Origin of the sequence: Microcoleus sp. N3A4, assembly GCF_036701805.1 — a bacterium.
GTDB lineage: Bacteria > Cyanobacteriota > Cyanobacteriia > Cyanobacteriales > Microcoleaceae > Microcoleus.
The window spans coordinates 75576-98074 of the sequence record NZ_JAUBRJ010000008.1 but is presented as its reverse complement, the minus strand read 5'-3'; the positions used below and the strand labels follow the sequence as shown (position 1 = coordinate 98074).

Genomic DNA, 22499 nt, shown 5'->3' with positions numbered 1-22499 from the left:
TAAAAAGGCTACGGTAACTCTCCTAAACGGTAAGCTTTGGCTCGCTGTCCGTTCCAATAAATATATCCTCCTTCAAAGTCAGTGCGTTTGCCACCATTCCAGTCATATTCCCGACGAGTGGGGAAGCCTAACCAACCGCCCGAACCGTTGGGAGAGCTATATTGCTCATACTCCCGCTGTAAATCACGCCAAAGGGCAACCGCGCCATACTTTTGAGACCAATGGATACTGCCCCATTCGTAATCTTTCCCTATTCCTGTTGTGCCTGCGGGAGCAGCAGAGGTGGTTCCTGCATTGAAATAGGTATTATTTCTGGGATTTCCCAATAAACCCTTAGTCTGTTGATATTCGTTTTCGATATCTAATTGCCATTTGGGAGTTTGTCGCCAAGATGGCTGTTGACCTGGTTGTAAAGTTTCTGTCTTTGCGTCAGTGGTTCGGAAGGCAATACGACCACCTTCAAAATCCGCAAAAATGGTGTCTCCATCAATGTATTCCCGCTTGATTGGAGCTCCTAACCAGTGATTGTGACCACCAATATTGATGTAGTAAGCACCGACGCTTCCCCAGGTAGCAACTCGATTCCCGTTATTCCAATGGTAGTAAAGCCTTGCTTTACCATTCTCACCAGCAAATTCTTGTAAGGCTAGGGGTGAGCCTTTGCTGCTGGTGCCACCTTTTTCGTCAGAGCGGGGATAGCCGAGATATGCCCAACCACCACCAGGAAGGTTTGCGCCAACAGGACCACCCACATTTTTGTACTCTTTGAGAATTTCTCCCCATACCACGTAAGCTTGACTTTGACCATCTTCGAGCATGATCAAAACTTCATTATTATTTGAGTCGAGGAAGCGTTGTGTCCAGCCATTCCCCCAGCGATAAGCATCACCTTGAGCTTTGAGTCCGCGACCTTGACCATTGACGCGGTTGTAGGCATCTATAAACAGGTTCGGTGCGCGTGAGCCACGACCGATCGGATTTTCTAGTGGTTTTGATATACCACTGACTAGCAAAGAGTACGCTTGTGTGAAGGAATTACCCGAATGATTAACATTAATCGTGTAAGTTCCAGCCATAGGTGCATCAATTAGTACCTGCTCGATATTATCGACGTTGTTACGGGTGGTGCGAACTGCTGGCGCTGAGGGATTATTTGGGTCGAGCGTCCAAGGACGAAATACTTGACCATTTGGTGCGGTTATCGATAAATCAAGATCGTTGACAAGTACACGAGTCTTTTCATCTAACCCATTACCATGTGGAGTTCCTGGTGGATCTGTCCATACGAGCGTAGCTTTTAGCGAGCCACTACCATTAGATGTAATCTGATAGCTTTGTTGAGAACCTGTGTATGTGTTTTCTATTAGACGATCAGTTACTTGATTTTTGGCATTAGTCAAGAACGTCGCAGCAGCAGCCCCATCAACAACGCCCCATCCGTAGGTATAATCTGGTCCTTTGTTGCCAGCATCGAAAGCTGTATGAGTTATTACACCTTTGAGTGTGGCACTACGAGGAGATGTACCGTAGAGGTTTTTGTAGTGTTGAGTTAGTAACGTGGCTGTTCCTGTTACGTTTGGTGTTGCCATAGACGTACCGCTATAAGATGCGTATGCCGTATTGGAACTAGCTAATGTTGAATAGACACCTACTCCATTACCGACGACATCAACCTTGAGTCGCCCATCATCCGTTGGTCCCCAGTTAGAGAAAGATGACATCACAACGTTACTGCTGTTATAGGGGTCGGCTGTAATTGCGTTGATCGCACCAACTACTAAAGTGTTTTTGGCTATTGCGCCCTTCGCAGATAGAGTATCATAACCAGTATTTCCGCCATCTTTACCAGGAGCATTTGTAACACCACTGTTGGGGATTTTATACCAACCTTGTCCTTGCCAATTGGGAATATTCCCTGGATTTGATGAGAAGTAAGTTACATAAGTGTTGTTTTTAGCTATATTGCCAAAAGCGCCCCCGCGATCGTTACCCGCAGCCCATATACTTAGCAAATTAGGGTTGTTCTGGAGTAGCTGATCTAACTCTTTAGAATCTTGACCGTACTTCCCAAAACCTTCAGCTTCAGAAAATCGCGATCGATCTCCAAACCAACTATCAATCTTGCCGTAAACACCAATTCCAGACCAATCCGGTCTAGAATCCCAGCCTATTATGCTGCCATAAGAATGGTTAGATAAAGTCAACCCTGTCTTAGCAGCGGCTTCTAATTCTTGTAAATCGTTGTTCCAATCATAGCTACGGATATTAACTTGATTAGCCATACCGCGAGCTTCAGAATTAACCCCAGTAGCTCCTATTGTTCCGGCAACATGGGTAGCATGATCGCTAAAATTTGAGGCTGCATCGCTAATTGCAACACGAGAGCCAAACTCTTGATGCGTATTGCGGACTTTTGCTTCATCCCATACACCAACAGTTACACCAGAACCATTTAGGTTTAGCCCTAAACCTCCACCTGACCAAAGTTGGTCAGCATTAGTTGTATCAGCAGCGTTCCGATTAGAAAAACCCCCAATCAAATTTAACTTATCTGGACTAGGCCCTCCCAGGAACCAAATATCATCAGTAAGTTTAATAGGCTCTGGTAAAAAGCCCATTTCTGGAGTGATTTTAATTACAGGTTCCTGAACTTCAGGTTCATCATCTTTAGGTGGTTCTACTGGCAATAATTCCGGTTGAGTAGCTTTTGCCAAAGTCAAAGCCGCCGCCATATTCAACAACCCTGCACCCGTCTCTTCATCCCAATTAGGCTCTTTCAAATCAGTGGCAGTATCCTTGATAATTTGAATCACTTGGCGATAGCTCAACTGCGGATTCGCCGCCCAAACTTGCGAAACAGCACCCGTGACTTTCGCAGTCGCCACCGAAGTCCCCGCCATCGCACCTACGCCATCGCCAGTAGTGGACAACACTGGATTTTCCACTGTCCCCCCATCGGCCAAAATATCTAAACCGGCACCGTAGCTAGAATAGTCCGATCGATCGTAAGCTTTAGAAAGTGCAATTTCATCATTAATTCGTTCCGCCGCACCGACAGTAATAATGTTGTCAAATTCCTGGGAAGCTTGACCCAAAACTGACATCACACCGCCATCGTTACCAGCCGCAACTACCAGCAATACGTTATGCTGGCGCGCATATTCGATCGCAGCCCTTTCCTCCGGCGTAAATTCGTAGCGAGTAGTAACGCTACCGTCAGGATTGATTTGAGTTAAATCTAAACTAAGGTTGACAACTGCATTCGGTTGATTCGACTCGATCGCAGCATTGACAAATTCAACCAAAGATTCCGCCCACTGTCCAGAACCGATCGCACGCCCCACCCACAAAGGCGCTTTATCGTTCACTCCATCAATACCCACACCGTTATTTTGAGTTGCGCCAATAATCCCTAAAATGTGCGTACCGTGTTCGTTACCTTCACCTGTGACGAGTAAGGGGTTAAAATCATTAGAAACGCGATCGCGCCCTAAAATAATCCGTGAATAGTCAATATCAGGATTATTACCGCTGAAACCCGTATCAATTACACCCACTAACGGCTGATTTGCTACAGGAAACTCAAACTGTACAGTTTGAATAGGTTCGACTGGTTTAGGTTCGACTTTCACTACCATATCTTCCAGCCGCGAAATCAACGCCCCTGTATTATCCGAAATAGGAGTCGATCCAGTTTGCTCCCTCAACTTCTCAGTCATGGCTTCTAAACGAGCAATCAAAGTGCGATCGATCGCATTTTCGGCAACAACATCAGCACCACCCAAATTACTCAAACGTTGTTTAATGCTTTCCAACCGCGCAATCCAATCAGCATTGACATTATTATTGTTGTGTGCTACTTCGTCATTAACTGGTTGAGTCACCGCAGGAGTCGAATTATCCTCAGTTGGTTTTGCAACTGTTGGAGAAATTGGCAATAACTCTTTTGGTGCAGCATCATTAACACCCGCAGTCTCAGTCTGAGTAACTATCTCTTTTTTCTGCGACTCTACAGCAATATTCGTACCTACAACTGGCACAGTCTCCGCTGCTAGCGGCGGCACAACCGCTGGAGTTTCTTTACTCTCAACCGCCACTGTTGGCTGACTTTCCTTCACCGACTCTATAGGATTTGCGGCTACAACAACTTGAGGAGTTTCAGTTTTCTCTACCTCAGTTACTAAAGCCTGCTTCGATTCCTCTTTCGCCTTGGTTTCCGCTGGCAAAACTTCGGGTTTAGTCTCTACCTTTGTCAGAGTTTCCGCTGGCAAAACTTCCGGCTTTGTTTCTACTTTCGCCTGACTTTCCGCTGGCAAAACTTCCGGCTTTGTTTCTACTTTCTCAGTTGGTATCGTTGCAGCAACTTCCGTCTCAGTAGTAGATTTAGCTGGCAAAGTTGGTGTCGCTGGTGTTTCGGTAACTCGGTCTTTTACCTCAGTTGTCGCTGGGGGAACAGGTGTTTTTTCAACGGGTAAGTTTTCAGTCGAATCCGCCACAGTATCTTTGCCAGCAGTTGGTGTAGTCGCACCTGTTGTCGGATTTGTATCTACCTTGTCGGTGGTTTCAACCTGAGTCGAATCACCAGAATTATTCGCAGTATCTTTGACTTCTTCCTCAGTCGTCACCGCTGGAATAGTAGGCTTTGTATCTACTTTATCGGTGGTTTCAACCTGAGTCAAATCACTAGAATTATTCGCAGTATCTTTGACTTCTTCCTCAGTCGTCACCGCTGGAGTAGTAGGCTTGGCATCTACCTTATCCGTTGATACAACCTTGGTTGCATCAGTAGTATTTGTGTCAGCATTTGCGACAGGCGCTGGAGTTTTTGGAGTCTCTTTATCTGAAGTTGATGGATTCAGAATTTCAGTTTCTAAATCATCAAGTAAATCTGATAATTCAGCATCTACAGTTGGTTTTGGTTCCGGGGTAATGTAAGGTTTGGCATAAGCAATAACGGCCTTACCCAAATCTGTTTTTCGCCAATCTTTATCCGGGTTAATCACAGTATCGAGCAAAGCAGCTCTTCCAGTCGCACCCCGCACCTGGAAAATGATATCATTGTAATCCCTGTCAGTCCCCGAATCTAACCGCATATCCTCCATGACAAAGGTATTACCTTCTCCCGTGACATCGGCAATTTGACCAAAGTGAAATCCCTCTACAGGATTCGCCATTGCCATAGAAAATAAAGGACGTCGATCGCCCCCAACAGTCGGATTATCAAACACAGACTTTACACTACCGTTGGGTATCAACATCACCCCATATTTACCCCCAGCAGTTACTGCAAAACTCTTGACTCCTAAGTAGACTCCTTCGTTGGCATTACTCTCTCCTAACAAACCGGCAAACCGCGCACCTTCTGTAGCATCATCAATGACTACATGACCTTTCACAGAGTTACTTAAAGAACGCGCTGCTACTTCTTTAATGAATGCTTCCGAACCAGGTTCAAATTTATCTAAATCGTCTAAACTGAAAATTGCTAACTCACCTTGGAACATCCCACCATCAAATGTGTAGTCTACACTGATGCGACCAGTTTCATCCGTAGTAAAAACTCCCGATGTAAAGGGAGAAATTAACTTTTTGTCTGTAGTCGGTTCTGGTTCTTTTTTGGTTTCAGTTGTTGCTACGGTAGTAGTTGAATTCTCTTTCTTTGTTTCTTCCCCGTTGCTGGTGTCAGTATTTTTTTCGTCCCCTGGCTTGCTGGCATCTGGGGAAGTAGCAATTAAAGTTTCGCCTGTTTTTGGTTGTTGAGTGGCAATTGTTTCGCCTGCAACTGCATCTGTTTTGGCGGCGACTGTGCTATTTGGATTGTTTGTGGCAGCAATTCCGCTGGGTTCTTCGGCGGTTGAAATTGCCGAATCGGTTGGTTTGTCGGGTGCGATTTCCCCCGCTGATGTAGTCTCTTCACTTGGCAGTTTTTCGCTAGCCAATTCAGTCGCTGTAACAGGTTTCTCCGGTTCAGGTGTGAGAGTTATTTCGGAGGCGGTTGTGACTGGTTTTTCGGTAGTTGTTGATGTTGGTTCGACCGCAGATTCAGTCGCTGCTAGAGGTTTTTCCGGTTCTGATGTGAGAGTTGTTTCGGATGCGATTGTGACTGGTTTCTCGGTAGTTGTTGATGTTGGTTCAACCGCAGATTCAATCGCTGCGACAGGTTTTTTCGGTTCAGATGTGAGAGTTGTTTCGGAGTCGGTTGTGACTGGTTTTTCGGTAGTTGTTGATGTTATTTCTGCGGTGACAGTCTTGTCATCAACAGCAGTTCCTGTAATTACATCTTTGTTTGCAGTGGGTTTTTCCGAAGTTGCGGCGCTGTTTGAAGGAAGTGGAGAATCTGATGTTGCACCGGTGAGGGTGTCTGCGTCGGATGATTGTTGAGTGCTAGTTGGTGCTAAATTCAGCGTGTATTTGATGTCGCCAGTGATTTGCAAAATTTTGACTGAATAGTCTCCGGCTAGTAAGCTGTCAACACTAATTGTTTCTGCATCGGTTCCCGCGTTGGTGGAACTGTAAAGTGTTGCGCCAGTAGAGTTTAATAAAAATACATCGGCATTCCCGCTCAAACCGTCGATCGACAATTGGAAATTTCCCGGACTGTTGATGTTAAATTTGTAAATGTCAAAAATATTTGTAGTGTCAACACTACCTGTGTAGCTTGTGCTGTCAGTCAATGCCCCGATGTTAAGTTCAGTCATGCTACCCCTGAAAAATAGTTGCTTGAAAATGCTCTTAATTATCTATCTGGGGGAACTTGAGGTTTTTATGCGAAGCGCGGTGAATCTTTACATAAGTTTACATTAGGGTTGCCGATCGCCCAAAATTTGCAATCTACCCGCATTTAATTTACTGGTGATTTTGCTTAAAACTCTTGTGGGGTGGGCATCCTGCCCGCCCCAAAGGTGCAATTTAAATACAGAAAAGCTTAGTTGCACTTCACTGCGGAAACAGCAAAGTGCGTGAATGTCAACAGTCACACGCCACCAGTCAAAGATTTCTCGCCCTCACGCACCCTACAACTGCGATCGCCCGCAATCGATCGCCCCAGACAATCCCTTATCCCCTACAATAAACAAGCAATTATTATATTTTGAGTTATCCTGTGAGTCCTACTGCCGAAGTCAGCAATAACCTGAATGCGGGTGCTGTGCCAACCGCTACCGCAGCCCGCCGCGCTGTTTTTCCCTTCACTGCGATTGTTGGCCAGGAGGAGATGAAACTGGCGCTGCTGTTGAATGTCATCGATCCCAAAATTGGCGGGGTGATGATTATGGGCGATCGAGGTACTGGCAAATCTACCACAATCCGCGCCCTCACTGACTTGCTGCCAGAAATTGAGGTGGTGGCTGACGATCCTTTTAACAGTCATCCCACCGATCCGGATTTGATGAGCGACGAGGTGCGCGATCGCACTTTATCTCAAACTGAGATTAAAATCGCCCGCAAAAAAGTCCAAATGGTAGATTTACCCTTGGGCGCGACCGAAGACCGAGTTTGCGGTACGATCGACATTGAAAAAGCTTTGTCGGAAGGCGTAAAAGCTTTTGAACCCGGCCTTTTAGCTAAAGCCAACCGCGGCATTCTTTACGTCGATGAAGTCAATTTGCTCGACGATCATTTAGTCGATGTTTTGCTCGACTCGGCCGCCAGCGGTTGGAATACTGTTGAAAGAGAAGGCATTTCGATCCGTCACCCGGCTAAGTTTATTCTCATCGGTTCCGGGAATCCAGAAGAAGGAGAATTGCGGCCGCAGTTGCTCGACAGATTCGGGATGCACGCAGAAATTCGGACTGTGAAAGACCCCAATTTAAGAGTGGAAATTGTCGAACAGCGATCGAGTTTTGACCAAAATCCGCCGGAGTTTCTCGCGAAATATCAGCACGAACAAGATGATATGCAGCAGAAGTTGGTGGAAGCTCAGGAAAGGTTGAAATCGGTAACTATCGATCGAGATTTGCGAGTAAAAATCTCCCAAGTTTGCGCGGAATTGGACGTAGACGGGCTGCGGGGCGATTTGGTCACAAATCGCGCGGCGAAAGCTTTCACGGCTTTGGAATGCCGCACAGAGGTGACTGTGGACGATATTCGCCGGGTGATGACTCTGTGTTTGCGGCACCGATTGCGGAAAGACCCGCTAGAATCAATAGATTCGGGCTATAAAGTGACTAAAGTGTTCGATCGGGTATTCGGCCTGGAAACCAGTTCTTAGTAACTCACATCTTGCACCATTCTCGCTTAACAGGCTTTCCGGCCTGTTCCACAAAGAGTAAATTTTCTTGTGGAACAGGCCGGAAAGCCTGTTCATAAAAGGCTGATAAGGACTAAAGTCCTTACTACGAACAGAAACACCAACTATTTTAGGAAACAAGTATATTAGTCATCAGAGTGTAGAAATAAAACTAAAAATCAATGACGGTAACTGATGACTAATCGCCCATGAAAAAGATAATTTTAGGATTAGATCCGGGCTTAGCAAGCCTCGGATACGGCGCAATTTCCTGTCAAATTGTCCCCGGAAAAGAAGATGAAAATGTTGTTTCCATGATTGATTGCGGCGTAATTAAAACAACGCCAAAACAGGAAATGGGACAGCGCCTCAAAACAATTTACGAGGATTTGCACGCCGTAATTGAACAGGTAAAACCAGATTTAGCAGTAGCAGAAAAACTGTTCTTTTACAAAATGGGAAATACCATACTGGTAGCGCAAGCGCGGGGCGTTTTGACACTGGTATTGGCGCAGTGTGGAGTGCCGCTGTTCGAGTTTACGCCAGCGCAAATCAAACAAGCTTTAACAGGGCGCGGGAATGCTGATAAATCCGAAGTGCAAGATGCCGTAGCGCGGGAGTTGGAGTTGGGTTATATTCCGAAACCGGATGATGCGGCGGATGCTTTGGCGGTGGCTTTGACTGGTTGGTACGATGATGATATTTGTCCGAAAAAAATCCCATTGGAAACCGTAAAAATTTAATCTAATCTTCAGTCCGCGCAGGCGGACTTTGTTTTTGTAGAAGCGATTTCAATCGCCGATTCCCATTGCCGATTCCTAATTCCCATTCAAACCATCGGCAAATTCAACACAAATCCGGGCAACACATCTTCTCCCGACAAACTAACCGGAAACTGTACAATCTCTACCTCGCTAGCAGCCCGATAAATTTCCACTTGTCCGTCTTGTGGATTAATCAGCCAACCCAAGCGCAAGCCGCTGTTCAGATATTCCTGCATTTTCTCCTGAAGCGGCCTTAGCGAGTCTGTGCGCGATCGTAATTCTATGACAAAATCAGGACAAATTGGCGGGAATTTCTCTTGTTGTTCTTCTGTTAAAGCCGACCATCTTTCTAAACTAACCCAAGCTGCGTCGGGAGAGCGATCGCCATTATTAGGCAACCGAAAAATTGTTGAAGAACTAAACACCCTCCCTAGCTGCGTTTGCTGATTCCATATCCAAACTAAACCAATTAAACCCGCTTCTCGATTGCCGCTGACTCCGCCTACTGGTGACATAATAATGATTTCTCCTTTAGCTGTCCGTTCAAATTGCCAATCTCGATTCATCTGGCACAAACGGTAAAACTGTTCGTCTGTTAGTTCGACAGTATCTAAGTTTAAAGTAACGGTTGTCATTTTTCCTAACTCCCTAGAAATATGAGTTCTGCAAACCTATTTTAGCGCCACTTTTTGTCAATGACAGACGAACTAATCTAATTTAACATCAGTCGTATAGCACTTAAGCTTTTAGACGGGTTTAAGCCCCAGGTGGACTAGAGTGCAAATGCCAGATATCGATCGCATTTAACATCAGTCCTCTGAAAGAGGACTTAAGCTATGAGACGGGGGTTTAAACCCCCGTCGGAGTATTGCGCGAGTGCCAGATATCAGTTAAAACAAAAATTAAATTCGATCGCCCAATCCCAACCTCAAAAAAAAATGCTATAATATCACCTTTAATTGCTAAACTTGTCCAGCCAGCAGAGAACACAGGAAAATAATATGGTGATTATTACCTCACAACAAATTGCCCAATTTCGCTCGCAATTAGCCGAATACCCCGAAGCCCTAAAAGCCCTCGATGAAATCGAAGATTGCGAAGGTAACATCGAAGATGCAGCGATATCTCTAGCAATTCAAGCCGGACAAGAACCGAATATATCAGAAAATTGGTTAGACGGATTGGCCAAAAGATGCCGCGTTGCTATCTGCAAATCAGAGGTTAAAGAAGAGTTGACAAACGGACAATTGAATGCAGCATTTAGAGATTTAGTGGCAGCAAAAACTTGCCCGGAAATATTGGTGACTTCGGTGATTATTTATGTATTTAAAACAGGGGTGAATGATTTTTGCGAGCCTCTCGAATATCAACTGTAAAGCCATCGATGCAGTTAAGATCGCCCCTATTTCATAAAACATCATACTCAATCTGGGTTAAAAAACCCCCTTTATTCTCAGTCCCCGCGGGCGGACTTCGTTTGACTGTTGAGCGATTTCAATCGCCAAATCTTAGGGATTTTTAGCGCGGATTTTGTATAAAACATGATAAAGCGAGGCGATCGCACTTTTGCTCTACCCTTGTGCACTGCTGTACCCAGCAGGCACGAAATCCGGCGACAAAGCCAAAGATTTTCCCAGCAAACGAGCAAGTTGCACTAAAAAATTAGCAGTATCTTTGTCACCTTCGCGGGCCATTGAAGCCGATATCTGGATTAGCATTTGCACAAATCCCGCATCAATTAAATCGGAACAGGAACTCAAAACCTCTGGTTCTTGGCCGTTGGGACAGGTAAGCACTCGCTCGATTAAGTTCAAATAAGCCTCTTGACGTTCTGGATTCATTTTGGGAGGATCTGTACAGTAAATAATTTATTATTACGTTTAAGTCTGTCCTGTCAATCAGGCGATCGAATATGCGATCCCCGTCTTTCCTCTAGAAACTCCATTCAGTCGGGAATAGACAGAAGCTTAAAGAAAATCTTAAGTTTCTAAATGCTAGTTTAGTCGAGGTAAAGTGGGCCTCGGCGCACGCTAGGATTCAAGGTAAGGTGCGCCGAGGCTCACCCTACGATTCAAGGGAATTAAGAATATACAAAATGAAAATAGGAATATTTTTAGGGAATTTAGGAAATCCCGCCATCTACTATCCCAAACTAGCCAAGATTACCGGCGGTGTCACAGCCAGTATTTTGCTGTGCCAATTATTTCAATGGCAATCTGAACTAAAACATTCTGAATGGCTAACAACTAACTGCGATGAGATTGAAGCAGTTACTGGTTTAAATTCCGAAGAACAAGAATTAGCCATAAGTCAACTCAAAAGTCGATCGCTCATCAAAGCAAAATCAATTAATTACCACATATACACCTTAGAACTCTGGGCAGATTTTGACGCATTCGAGGCAGAAATAAATAATCATTTCACAGCCAACCCTGAAGATATCATAACACAAACTCTCCCCAAAAGCCTCAATTATCCTGTAGACATAGTTGCCGATAATTCCCAATCGAATCAGAGCATTAAAACCGACAAATTCTTCGGTCAACCCCGCCAGCAAATAGCCGTTGCTGTCACCCCAAATTACCGATTTAGCGGCCCTTGGAACTCCCAAGAACAACTGCACAACTTTCAGCGAGCTTTAGAAGCATATGCTCAAGAACGCAACTTAGGATTCGGCAATCCTTCGGGATGGGCATTTAAAATTATTGACAGCATGACAAAAGGCTTAACCTCGACTTTTTGGGAGGAATTTATCGCCGGAATCCCTTTAGGAGAAAGTCAGAAAGTCAAGCGGGATTGGGAAATCGAGCCGGAAGTGCCTTATCCTGCATTTGAAGAAGAGCGAATTCAGTATTACGTCCACAAAGGAGAACCGTTAGAAGCAGCAGTCTCCAGAGCTCGTGCTGACTTGAGAAACCCGGTTTTGGGGAAAGATTTGTGGGAGGGATTTTTGCGAAAGTGCGATCGCCTTGCTGATGATGCACTCAAAGCCAAACAGCAGGGCGTTGACACACCATATCTGCCCTCTTCCTTCAACGAAAAACCGCAAATCACCAAGGATAGCGTAATGCGGAAATTAGGGGCGATCGCGCTTCCATTGGCCTTAAATCAATCCACATCTGAAACAATTGCTAAACCGCCAAAACTAGAACAAAAAGAGCCGCCAACCGCCGCCGAAATACCCAGTATTTCCTCTTTGCAAAAAGCTTACAACACTCCTCTCGGTCGAAGTATAATTGAAAAACAAATCGCTGCAAATCCAGACTGGGGCTACGAAATAGTAGACGGTGAAATAGTCGAATCTATCCCTTTTTAGTAACATTCCTAGACGCAACCGGCGCAATTAGTAGGGTGCGTCAGTTGGGAAAACCTATTTTTTCTACTAAACTCAAGACTGACGCACCATACAAGCTAAGCAGATATGAAACGAATTAGCGATATCAATCCGCTGGGGAAAGAGCGACCTAATCCTTCTGAGGAAGAGAGGGAAAAACTGCGGCAGGAAAGGTTGCAGCGAGAAAGAGATGAAGGATATCAAATGTTAGTTGAACTCTGCAATTTAGGCGAATATGACATGGCCCAGCAGTTGGCAAATCGACAGTTTAATTGGGGTTATGAAATATTTGATGGGATTGTGATGGAAAGGATAGATTAGGTTCGCAGTTATCCCATTTGTCACTTTCATGGGCGGGCAAGATGCCCGCCCCACAAAAAAATTTAATATGTCGTGGAACAGGCATCTTGCCTGTTCCTAATAATGGTACAAATTGACTATCATAATCTCTATGTTATAATTATAACTAAAACTTAAATAACTATTTAACTATGACGACAACTATTAATGCCAAAAATATAACGCTCGGTGAAGTCAGTCAAATTTTGAAATTCCAAGAGCAGCTTAATAATGACACGTACACAACCTTTTTGTCCTTAGAATCTTTGACAGAGATAGAACAGTTAGAACTCGCCCAAATTCGCAGCGATTTTCGCGAATACCTCTCAGTGGAAAGAGTCTCTGAAGGACTGGTACAAGCTTTAACTACGTTTCCCTTAATGCGATTGGCTGGCTTCTACCGCGGCCCAATCAAGATGAGTCTAGAACAAGATATTGCTAATATCACTATAGAAGATGAAGACACAACGATTACAGGCAGATTTGACATTTTAGCAATCAATAAAGAGAAACAAATCGCCACTGACATACCATTTTGGATTTTAGTAGTAGAATCTAAAAATAGTCTAATTGCTCCCCGCGCTGGTTGGCCCCAACTCCTAACTTACGCCTGTAAAAGTTTAGAATATCAAGAGTTTGTTTGGGGATTGGCAACTAGCGGAGAGTTTTATCAGTTTGTCAATATCCGCAGAGGAAATCCTCCAACCTATCAGCTAATGCCATTTTTGACTTTGATGGAGCCCGAACCTTCAATTTTGTTGCTGCAAGTTTTAAAGGCTATTTGTAAGCTATAAAAAATGAGGCCGGGAACATTCCCCGCCTCAAATCTTATACCACATCCCCCTTTCTTTATTCTTCAGTCCGCGTAGGCGGACTTCGTTTGTCTAGCTGCGATTTCAATCGCCTTTCATAAAAGGGGAAAGGGTAACTTTTTAGTAGCCTCTGGTGTTCGGCTTGTGCACGATGAAGCTGAGCACTTGGCATTGCTTCACGTTGTCAAAACCCATGACGCGGATGTAGCAACCAGGATTGTCTTGACGGCAAGCTTGAACTTCTGCCATGATTTCTTGGACGCTGCGAGCACCAAACAAAGGCAACTTCCACAAAGTCCAGTAGCGCATTTCAGCAGCAGAGGTTTCGTTGAATTCTACGCCGGGAATGTAGCCTTGATCCAGGATGTACTGGAGTTGCTTGGCAATTTGCGCGTCTGTCAGCGGGGGCAAATAGGACAGAGTTTCGTAACGACGCTCTTTAGGTAAAGTCTTCATTTTTTGTATCTCTAAGGTGTGTGTTCGATCGCACTTGTCGATCGATTAACTCGACAAATTATCCAGATTCGGTTCAGAATCTATTGATGTTTCAGGATTACTGATAGAAACAGACCAATTAAGTTGCGTAATTCGCTCTAAATGCTGGCGTCTGTGTTCCATATTCGCCTGTTGAATGCCAGTACAAACCATTTCTGGCAAAAATTCCGTCACATCGTGAGCCAGATACTCTCGCACAGTCATGATCCGAAATCCTAAATCTTGATTTTCCCTCAGCAATTCTTGAATGTAAGCTTCTCCATCTTGGATTTTGCCCTTAGTGGAAAAGTCGTTCAACCAGATTGCCAGAGGAGGATTGGTTTCGCTCAACTGAGCGACCACAATCCGCACGGATTGATAGGTTAGGTAACTTGCCAGCACCTTAGCGGTGTCTTTCGCAACTTGTTTGAGATCCATTTTTGACCCCAGCTCCCTCAAATTTGAGATTTTGGATTTTAGATTTTGGATGCAAACTTACTGGTAAATCTTCTTCAAAGATAAAGACTTCGCAGCAAGTTTGCGACCTAAAACCTAAAATCTCAAACCCAAAATCATCAAACGGTATCCATTGCCTCGAACTCAAACTTGATTTCTTTCCAGAGTTCGCAAGCAACAGCCAATTCAGGGCTCCATTTGCAAGCTTCGCGAATGATGTCTCCGCCTTCGCGCATCAAGTTGCGGCCTTCGTTACGAGCTTGGACGCAAGCTTCCAAAGCAACGCGGTTAGCTGTTGCACCAGGTGCGTTGCCCCAAGGGTGGCCCAAGGTGCCGCCGCCGAACTGCAAGCAGGAGTCGTCGCCGAAGATTTCAACCAAGGCTGGCATGTGCCAGATGTGGATACCGCCGGAAGCAACTGGCATGACACCAGGCATGGAGGCCCAATCTTGGGTGAAGTAGATACCGCGAGCGCGGTCTTCTTCGATGTGGTCTTCGCGCATCAAGTCTACGAAGCCCATCGTGATGCCTTTTTCGCCTTCGAGTTTGCCCACAACTGTACCGGAGTGCAGGTGGTCGCCGCCGGACATCCGCAAGCACTTGGCAAGTACGCGGAAGTGGATACCGTGGTTCTTTTGACGGTCGATTACGGCGTGCATGGCGCGGTGAATGTGCAACAGAATACCGTTGCGGCGGCACCATTTGGCCAAGGTGGTGTTTGCAGTGAAACCACCTGTCAGGTAGTCGTGCATGATGATGGGGGTTTTGATTTCCTTAGCGAACTCAGCCCGCTCCATCATTTCTTCGCAGGTGGGGGCAGTTACGTTGAGGTAGTGACCCTTGACTTCGCCGGTTTCTGCTTGAGCTTTTTCAATAGCTTCTTGAACGAACAAGAAACGATCGCGCCAGCGCATGAACGGTTGCGAGTTGATGTTTTCGTCGTCTTTGGTGAAGTCCAAACCGCCGCGCAGAACTTCGTAAACGGCACGGCCGTAGTTCTTAGCAGACAGACCCAATTTGGGCTTAATTGTACAACCCAGCAAAGGACGACCGTACTTGTTCAATTTGTCCCGCTCAACGGTAATACCGTGAGGAGGGCCTTGGAAAGTTTTCAGGTAAGCAATGGGAATCCGCAAGTCTTCCAACCGCAGAGCGCGCAGAGCTTTGAAACCGAACACGTTACCGACCAAAGAGGTCAGCAAGTTGGTGACTGAACCTTCTTCAAACAAATCCAAAGGATAGGCAATGAAGCAGATGTACTGGTTGTCTTCACCGCGAACTGGCTCGATGTCGTAGCAGCGGCCTTTGTAGCGGTCGAGGTCGGTCAGGAGGTCAGTCCAAACAGTCGTCCATGTACCAGTCGAAGATTCAGCAGCCACAGCAGCTCCAGCTTCTTCTGGGGGAACTCCCGGCTGCGGTGTGACGCGGAATGCAGCCAAAACATCTGTATCTTTGGGGGTGTAGTCTGGCGTGTAATACGTTAGTTTATAGTCTTGAACTCCGGCTTTATACCCAGCCTTTGATTGAGTTTGGGTTTGCGCGTAAGCCATATCTCGCTTCCTAGTATTCGCTTAATTTTTTTGCCCGATCGCAGGCTTTTAGTAATATATCAATAAAGTGACGCTCTCAAATTTTAATATTCTTTTAATCATCATAAGTATTATTTATTTGGCTTTACATTAGGAAAATATTTGTAACATATCTTATAAAACGCAAGCAGCGAAGGATGCAGGAGGAAAGGCTGGGGATCGAGGAGATTTTGGATTTTAGATTTTAGATTTTAGATTGAGGAAACAGGAAAGATTAGTCATAAATACTTAATTTTATGGTGGAGATCGATTAAATTTGAGATTGTAAATTTTAGGTTGGGGGGAGGAAAAGTTAGTTATAAATACTTAATTTTAGGGTAGGAGATCGAGCTCAACTGCAATCGAGTATGCAATTCTTTAATTGAAAATCCCGTGGGGGCCAAGAAACCGGGTTTATGGGAAAAATTTGGGTGTATTAACGAGAAATATAGCAAGAAACCGGGTTTCTGAGGTTGTAAAGCCCGATCGCGCCAACTCTGGCACAATCGAAAATCCAAAATCCCGTGGGTGGGCGAGAAACCGGGTTTCTACGAAAAATTGGTGCTAAACGAGAAATATAGCAAGAAACCCGGTTTCTGAGGTTGCTGCGATCGCGCCAACTCTCCCAAAATCCACAATCTAAAATCTAAAATCTAAAATCTAAAATCGATTGACTCTCAGACCGCCAACTCAAAAATCGACAGCATAGCACATAATATGGACAGGACTTGTGCCGCAACCTTGTTTCTCAAACCAAATCCGTCGTTACAGCAATTTAACCTCGGTGAAAACCTGGTTTCTGCCTTAGCTGTGCGTAAGTCTACTATGGATATTTAGCCCCATTTTTACTCTGGTTGTGCCTCACCCCCCTTCAAAAGCCGTCCACTGCATCAATCCAGATTGCCCAAGGCCCTACCCTCAGACTTGGGGCAACAATTTTTGTCATAGTTGCGGGGCTCCACTGCGGCTAAAAAATCGCTACGTGCCTCTACAAGGCCTCGGTTCCGGGGGTTTTGCAGCGATTTTCACAGTTTGGGACGCAGAAACTCAAACCGAGCGCGTCCTGAAAGTGTTGCTCGAAACTTCCCCGAAAGCGCTGAAACTGTTCGAGCAAGAAGCTTGGGTTTTGGCACTTTTGCGGCACCCGGGCGTCCCTAGAGTCGAGCCTGACGGTTATTTTCACATCCAAACGCAAAATTTTGCAGGCGGGGATGGAAATGCTGCGGCGAGGCGGCTGCCTTGTTTGGTAATGGAAAAGATTCACGGCAAAACTTTAGAAGAGGTTCTCCACGAGCACCCTGAAGGATGTCCGCAGGAATGGGTGTTTAGTTGGCTGAGTCAAGCTGTGGAAATTTTAGAGGAGTTGCACAGGTGTCAAATTATTCACCGCGACATTAAACCCTCAAATTTGATGCTGCGAGACCCGGAATCGCCACAAGTTTTGCTTAACAAGGGTTTGGGCGGACTGCAATTGGTGGCGATCGACTTTGGGGGAGTTAAACAAATGGGCGGTGTCGAACGGGTAGGGAAAGATTCTCCGAGTTCGACGCGGTTGATTTCGCCCGGGTACAGTCCCCCGGAACAAATTGCGGGAGGCGGTGTGGTGCCGGCGACGGATTTTTATGCGCTGGGGCGGACTTGCATTCATTTGCTGACGGGGAAGTATCCGGCGGAAATTGAAGATCCGATGACGGGGGAGTTGCGGTGGCGCCACATCGTATCTGTGAGTCGGGATTTTGCGAATTTGTTGGACGATATGGTGCGATCGAACGTGCAGCAGCGTCCGGCTTCCGCTGCGGATGTTCGGGCGCGTTTGCAGGAGATTTATGCTAGGAGTAATGGCAAAATCGCGATCGCCCCTGCGGGTCAAGCTATTTTAGAATTCTGCAGGCAAGTAGCGGTGGCGGGGGCGCAAAAAACTGTCAGCCTGACTGGTTTTGTGTTTGGGGCGATCGCCCAAATCGTGGTAGCTTCTCTGGATACTAGCTGGGAAATGGTGCTCGGCGGCATCGGGGGAAGTGCGGGGGCGATCGGCGGTTTGGTTTTGGGCTATGCTTCGCCTATAGGCCCGGAAATTGCCAGTTTTGTTAATTTAGGTTTGCACCAATTAATGCCCAACATGACTTTAGATGTCGGGCCGGAAGTTGTGCTGTTTGCGTTTGCGGGGTTGGGAACTGCGGTAGGTTTGACGGATGCGGGGGGTTTTCGCCAGCACAAACAGTATTGGCTGTCAGCAATGATGGGAGTTCAAGGCTATTTGTTAGCAGGTTTGTGCTGGTTGGAAGCAACAACTTCTAGCGGCGTGCAGGGGGTTATTTTGGGTGCTTTTGCGATCGCCACTTTAACGATCGGAATGGGTTTGCGGAGCCATCAATTAGTTCATGCTTTGGTGGTAGCTGTTTGTGCTACAGGACTGTTTTTGTTTCTGAATGCTTTGAGCATTTTTCCGGGAAGTTTCTTCGGGATTTTGTCACTGTCTAACGCTACCTTCGGCTGGCTGCAAGTTTGGGGTACTGTGGCATTTTTTGGTTTGTTGGGAAGTGCGATCGGGCTTTGTTTGGGAGTCAGTCATTATTTGGTTGTGCCTTTGTTAAGGTGGTTGGGTTGGCGGTAGGAATAAATACCAAATCTGTATGCTAATCAAGTCATTATCACTTAAGTCCGTCTCAAGATTTTCAATGGTTTGTACTTTGGCGATCGCCCTTGTGTTCGGTGGGGCAAATTTAGCCAAAGCCGAATCGCGCGATCGAGCTGTCGATCGATTAACAGATTTATTGTTCTACAAAGTTAATCCTGAACTCAACAATCGCAAACTGCAAGCGGGCGATCGCGACTATATCCGTGAATGGCAAAGATTGCGCGCAGAAATCGATCCGCGAGTTAAGTCAGCACCAGAAGTCTGCAATAGCCCCGGCCCCGGAGATACAGGATGGGAATTCACGGTAATTAACGGTCAAACCTACGAGCAGACCTACGATCGCCTTGCAGATATAATTTTTTATAGCCGTCACCCTCAAATTACGGGACAGCAAATTCATAAAGGCGATCGAGCCAGCAGCAATGAATGGTTGGCAATTCGACGCGAGATGTATATTTCCAATTGTGGACTGTGAAACTCGATCGCATCACATTCAAGCATTGATGGAGGACAAATCTGCATGAATTACAGAAAAATGATGGCTCTGTTGCTGCTAGCATTAATTGGAGTCTGTGCCGGCTCTTCTACGAAAGCTTCAAATACTGCCAAAACAGCACAGGAATCTGTAGCAATCTCGAATGCAGGCGTTGCAAAATTTGAGAATGATTCTTGTGGGGTAGGCGTCCCGCCTGCTTTGAAAATACAGCGGACGGGCGGGACGCCCATCCCACAAAACAATCAAAATCATCCCGCAATTTTGCAACGCCACAATGCGAGTTCTGACTTTTGGACAACCCAAAACGATGTTAGAGTCGATCGACATTCGATCGCAAATGTCAAAGTCTCGCAAATCGAGAGTCCGAGAAAATCGGCGCCTGTATCGTGTTCGCTAGAGGAATACCGAAGCTTTTTCGGGGACTTTGTTAGAGGCTACGACTATCAAAACAAAGAGATACGCAATACCTATACTTGGTCGGATATCCAAATCCGAGATTATCAAAATCCCAGCAAGCTTTTAAAGGTGATCGGTAAGCAAAACTACGATGATTTTAGAATTGGCTTAATCGACTATTCGTACATCTATGTGGACTCTTCGACAAAAAAACTTAGCCTCCGCGAGCAACTGAAGAATAAACTGAAGATAAATGTCAAAAAGATCGATCGCCAAACATTCCGCGTAGATTATGTGAAAGCCGAGTTTGGTATAGATATGGAAGCAGAAGATAACAATGGCGATCTCATCCGCACTTATGGAGAACCCGGTGCTTATATTTTTGAGCATCGCAATGGATGTTGGAATTTGACGCAAGATTTGCGATCGCCAGTTCGATCGGGGACAGCACCCAAATGAGCGATCGGTAAAAAATCCGGTATATCTACGGAGACAAAAAAACTATTGTGGGGCGGGCATCTTACCTGCCCAAAAATCTACAATTTAGGTGCTAGAAAGCTTATAATCATCCATAAGATTAAATAATAGCCTCAGAGTGCCATGTCAAAAATATTACTAGAATCTTTTCGGACAGCCTATGCAAATATGGAGTTATCGCCGCTGATAACTCCGAAAGAAGTGGAAAACTTCCGAGTAGAATACGGGACGGAAGTCCTCGAACAATTAGAGCAATTAGTCGAAGATGACCCTTCCGGTAGGGGTAAAATTATTTTTAGCGGACATCGCGGTTGCGGCAAGTCTACACTGTTGGCGGAGTTTTGCCGCCAGATGGACGATCGCTATTTTACCGTCTTTTTCTCGATTTCCGACTTGATTGAAATGTCGGATGTCAATCATATCAATATCTTGTTTGCGATCGCTGTTCAGTTGATGGATGCAGCCGAAAAACAGGAAATTCCCATCAAAGAATCAATTAAAGAATCATTTTATAACTGGTTTGCCACTAAAACTAAAACTAAAATTGACGAATTGGGCGCAAGCGGATCGGTCGGTTTTAACTTGTTTAAGATGATTACAGGCAAGTTAAAAGCTGATGCGACGATTCGTGAAGAAATTAAACAAGAATTTATTCGCAAAGTTTCTGACTTGGTGGCGACAATTAACGAGATTGCTGCCGTAGTTCAAGAAGGCGCGCAAAAAGACATAATTGTAGTGATTGATGACCTGGATAAGTTGGATTTAGGTGTCGTTCGCCAAGTTTATCAAGAACATATCAAAGCGCTGTTTCTGCCGAATTTTAGGATGATTTTAACAACTCCTATTTCGGCGCTGCGAGATGTCTCTTTAGCCGCTACCGTGGAAACGGAAACTAACGATCAAATCGTGTTCATGCCAGTCACAAAGCTGTTTAAACGCGGCGAAAGCCGAAATGCTGGTGCTGTTGCAATGGCGGAACCGGCGGCGAGATTGAAAGAGATTTTAGCTAAACGTTTGGGAAGCGAATTGATCGAACCGGAAACACTCGATCGCGTTGTCGCATACAGCGGTGGAGTATTGCGAGAATTGATTAGAATTGCTAACGAATGCTGCCGCATTTGTTTGCGGTTGGTGCGGCGGAATCCAGAAGCTGCGGTTGAAATTAATGCTGAGGTGTTTGAGGAAGCGATTAATAAATTGCGGATCGATTTCGATACCCGTTTGGGAACGACTGATTATGAGATGTTGATTGCAACTTACAGAGATTTTAAACCTGCTGACCCGAAAGCACAAGGGTTTTTGGACTTGCTGCACGGGTTGTATGTTTTGGAGTATCGCAATGCTGTTTTGTGGTACGACATTCACCCGATCGTGCTAGAATTGTTAAAGCAGCGGGATGATTTTCCGCGTTAATAATTTCTTTTATACTCGGCGGTTGAAGCGTCGATTCAAACGGCGGTTGAAACCGCTTCTACACAAACAAAGTCCGCCTGCGCGGACTAAGGTAATGTCTGAGTCCAAAGTCGATCCCCCCTAACCCCCCTTAATAAGGGGGGGACAAGAGTATTCTCAAAATCCCCCTTAATAAGGGGGGGACAAGAGTATTCTCAAAGTCCCCCTTATTAAGGGGGATTTAGGGGGATCGAGACTTCGATACAAATGACAATCAATTATGTCGGATCTCAACAGTCAAAACCAAGATAATTATGAAGATTTACTCGTGTCAATTGAAGCGGGTAAAGATATTCTCAACTTGCTAATCGCTGTTTGCGATGATAGCGACTGTCGCGATCGCCTGATTTCCGATTATGAAGCACAACTCGAACCGGATATCCGCCGCTATCGCGTAGAATTGGCGAGAGGTGAACCGAGTTTGCGATCGGCGATCGCCAATTTAGTCGAACAAGAAGCATATTTGCAGCAGCGCGGAAAAGCCGCGATCACCGTGACGGGTGTGGAAAAACTGCGGTTTTTTAAACAATTTGGCGAAAGTCGATCGGAACAACAAGTGTTTTTTGGTTATTTGCAATGGACGCGGGAAGCATTGCGGGAGTTTCCGTTTTCGATTGTCTTGTGGGTGACGCGACAAATTGAAATTCTGATTAGTAATGAGTCTCCTGATTTTTGGAGTTGGCGGAAAGGTGTGTTTCGCTTTGATACGAAAAAAACTGCGGCTGTTCCCAAAACTGAATTTGAACCGTTTCGAGCCCTAGTTGCAGAGGACGATCGCGAACCGCCGAGTTTGATTCCGCTGGAAGATTTGCAGGATTTAATCGCGCAAACGGAACAAAAAAAAGGACTCCAAGACCCCAGTTTGGCAAGTCTTTATGCCAGTATGGGGAAGATTTATGACAGAAGGATTAAGTCGGGAGAGTGCGAAAATTTTCAGCAAGAGTATGAATTGGCGATCGAGTATTTTAAAAAGGCGATCGCCCTTCAACAAGAGTTAGATGTGGAAGCGCAATTATCCAGTAGTTTGAGTTACCTCGCCGCACTTTATCAATCCCAAGGCAGGTAC

General features: G+C 45.5%; 16 protein-coding genes and 1 pseudogene. 11 read left to right on the top strand and 6 right to left on the bottom strand.

The genetic code is table 11. The features are described 5' to 3' along the window. Positions 1-8: 8 nt before the first annotated feature. On the bottom strand, positions 9-6698 hold the full coding sequence (locus tag QUA56_RS07230; RefSeq protein WP_333355109.1) for a S8 family serine peptidase: 6690 nt from the start codon (positions 6696-6698) through the stop codon (positions 9-11). 404 nt (positions 6699-7102) lie between these two features. Between QUA56_RS07230 and bchI the strand changes: the two genes are divergently transcribed. Both bchI and ruvC read left to right on the top strand, forming a co-directional pair. Beyond that, on the top strand, positions 7103-8209 hold the full coding sequence (gene bchI / locus QUA56_RS07225) for a magnesium chelatase ATPase subunit I (protein WP_445242878.1): 1107 nt from the start codon (positions 7103-7105) through the stop codon (positions 8207-8209). Positions 8210-8436: 227 nt separating this feature from the next. Beyond that, positions 8437-8970, top strand: coding sequence for a crossover junction endodeoxyribonuclease RuvC (gene ruvC, locus QUA56_RS07220; RefSeq protein WP_333355107.1), 534 nt, complete (start codon positions 8437-8439; stop codon positions 8968-8970). An 86-nt stretch (positions 8971-9056) separates the two neighbouring features. Here ruvC and QUA56_RS07215 read toward each other — a convergent pair whose 3' ends face one another. Continuing rightward, a complete protein-coding gene (locus QUA56_RS07215; RefSeq protein ID WP_333355104.1) occupies positions 9057-9626 on the bottom strand; it encodes a Uma2 family endonuclease in 570 nt (189 codons plus the stop codon). 366 nt (positions 9627-9992) lie between these two features. On the opposite strand from QUA56_RS07215, the gene QUA56_RS07210 reads away from it, so the two are divergent. Continuing rightward, entirely contained in the window at positions 9993-10367 is a 375-nt protein-coding gene (locus QUA56_RS07210) for a hypothetical protein (RefSeq protein ID WP_333355101.1), read from the top strand. Positions 10368-10562: 195 nt separating this feature from the next. On the opposite strand, the gene QUA56_RS07205 is transcribed toward QUA56_RS07210, so the two are convergent. Beyond that, positions 10563-10832, bottom strand: a complete 270-nt coding sequence (locus QUA56_RS07205; protein ID WP_333355098.1) for a hypothetical protein — start codon at positions 10830-10832, stop codon at positions 10563-10565. 254 nt (positions 10833-11086) lie between these two features. Between QUA56_RS07205 and QUA56_RS07200 the strand changes: the two genes are divergently transcribed. From QUA56_RS07200 to QUA56_RS07190, 3 genes are all read left to right on the top strand, one after another. Continuing rightward, entirely contained in the window at positions 11087-12307 is a 1221-nt protein-coding gene (locus tag QUA56_RS07200; protein WP_333355095.1) for a hypothetical protein, read from the top strand. 105 nt (positions 12308-12412) lie between these two features. After that, positions 12413-12646: a hypothetical protein gene (locus QUA56_RS07195; protein WP_333355092.1), complete on the top strand. Its 234-nt coding sequence runs from the start codon at positions 12413-12415 to the stop codon at positions 12644-12646. Between the two features lie 170 nt (positions 12647-12816). Continuing rightward, complete coding sequence (locus QUA56_RS07190) at positions 12817-13458, top strand: restriction endonuclease subunit R (RefSeq protein WP_333355090.1); 642 nt, start codon at positions 12817-12819, stop codon at positions 13456-13458. A 138-nt stretch (positions 13459-13596) separates the two neighbouring features. Here the strand turns inward: QUA56_RS07190 and QUA56_RS07185 are convergent, their stop codons facing one another. From QUA56_RS07185 to QUA56_RS07175, 3 genes are all read right to left on the bottom strand, one after another. Next, positions 13597-13932: a ribulose bisphosphate carboxylase small subunit gene (locus QUA56_RS07185; protein ID WP_333355087.1), complete on the bottom strand. Its 336-nt coding sequence runs from the start codon at positions 13930-13932 to the stop codon at positions 13597-13599. Between the two features lie 45 nt (positions 13933-13977). Beyond that, on the bottom strand, positions 13978-14388 hold the full coding sequence (gene rcbX, locus QUA56_RS07180) for a RuBisCO chaperone RbcX (protein ID WP_333355084.1): 411 nt from the start codon (positions 14386-14388) through the stop codon (positions 13978-13980). Positions 14389-14525: 137 nt separating this feature from the next. Further along, the gene (locus QUA56_RS07175; RefSeq protein WP_333355082.1) at positions 14526-15956 is read right to left on the bottom strand and encodes a form I ribulose bisphosphate carboxylase large subunit; all 1431 of its coding nucleotides are present in this window, start codon (positions 15954-15956) and stop codon (positions 14526-14528) included. 874 nt (positions 15957-16830) lie between these two features. Between QUA56_RS07175 and QUA56_RS07170 the strand changes: the two genes are divergently transcribed. The 5 genes and pseudogenes from QUA56_RS07170 to QUA56_RS07150 all read left to right on the top strand — a co-directional run. Next, positions 16831-18588, top strand: coding sequence for a serine/threonine-protein kinase (locus QUA56_RS07170; protein WP_333355079.1), 1758 nt, complete (start codon positions 16831-16833; stop codon positions 18586-18588). Between the two features lie 64 nt (positions 18589-18652). After that, entirely contained in the window at positions 18653-19087 is a 435-nt protein-coding gene (locus QUA56_RS07165) for a hypothetical protein (RefSeq protein ID WP_333355076.1), read from the top strand. A gap of 45 nt (positions 19088-19132) precedes the next feature. Then, positions 19133-19963 carry a hypothetical protein gene (locus tag QUA56_RS07160; protein WP_333355072.1) on the top strand — a complete coding sequence of 277 codons (831 nt, stop codon included), beginning with the start codon at positions 19133-19135 and terminating at the stop codon, positions 19961-19963. Positions 19964-20104: 141 nt separating this feature from the next. Beyond that, positions 20105-21394: an ATP-binding protein gene (locus QUA56_RS07155; RefSeq protein WP_333355069.1), complete on the top strand. Its 1290-nt coding sequence runs from the start codon at positions 20105-20107 to the stop codon at positions 21392-21394. A gap of 259 nt (positions 21395-21653) precedes the next feature. Further along, a pseudogene (locus QUA56_RS07150) lies at positions 21654-22499 on the top strand (tetratricopeptide repeat protein); the annotation flags it as partial.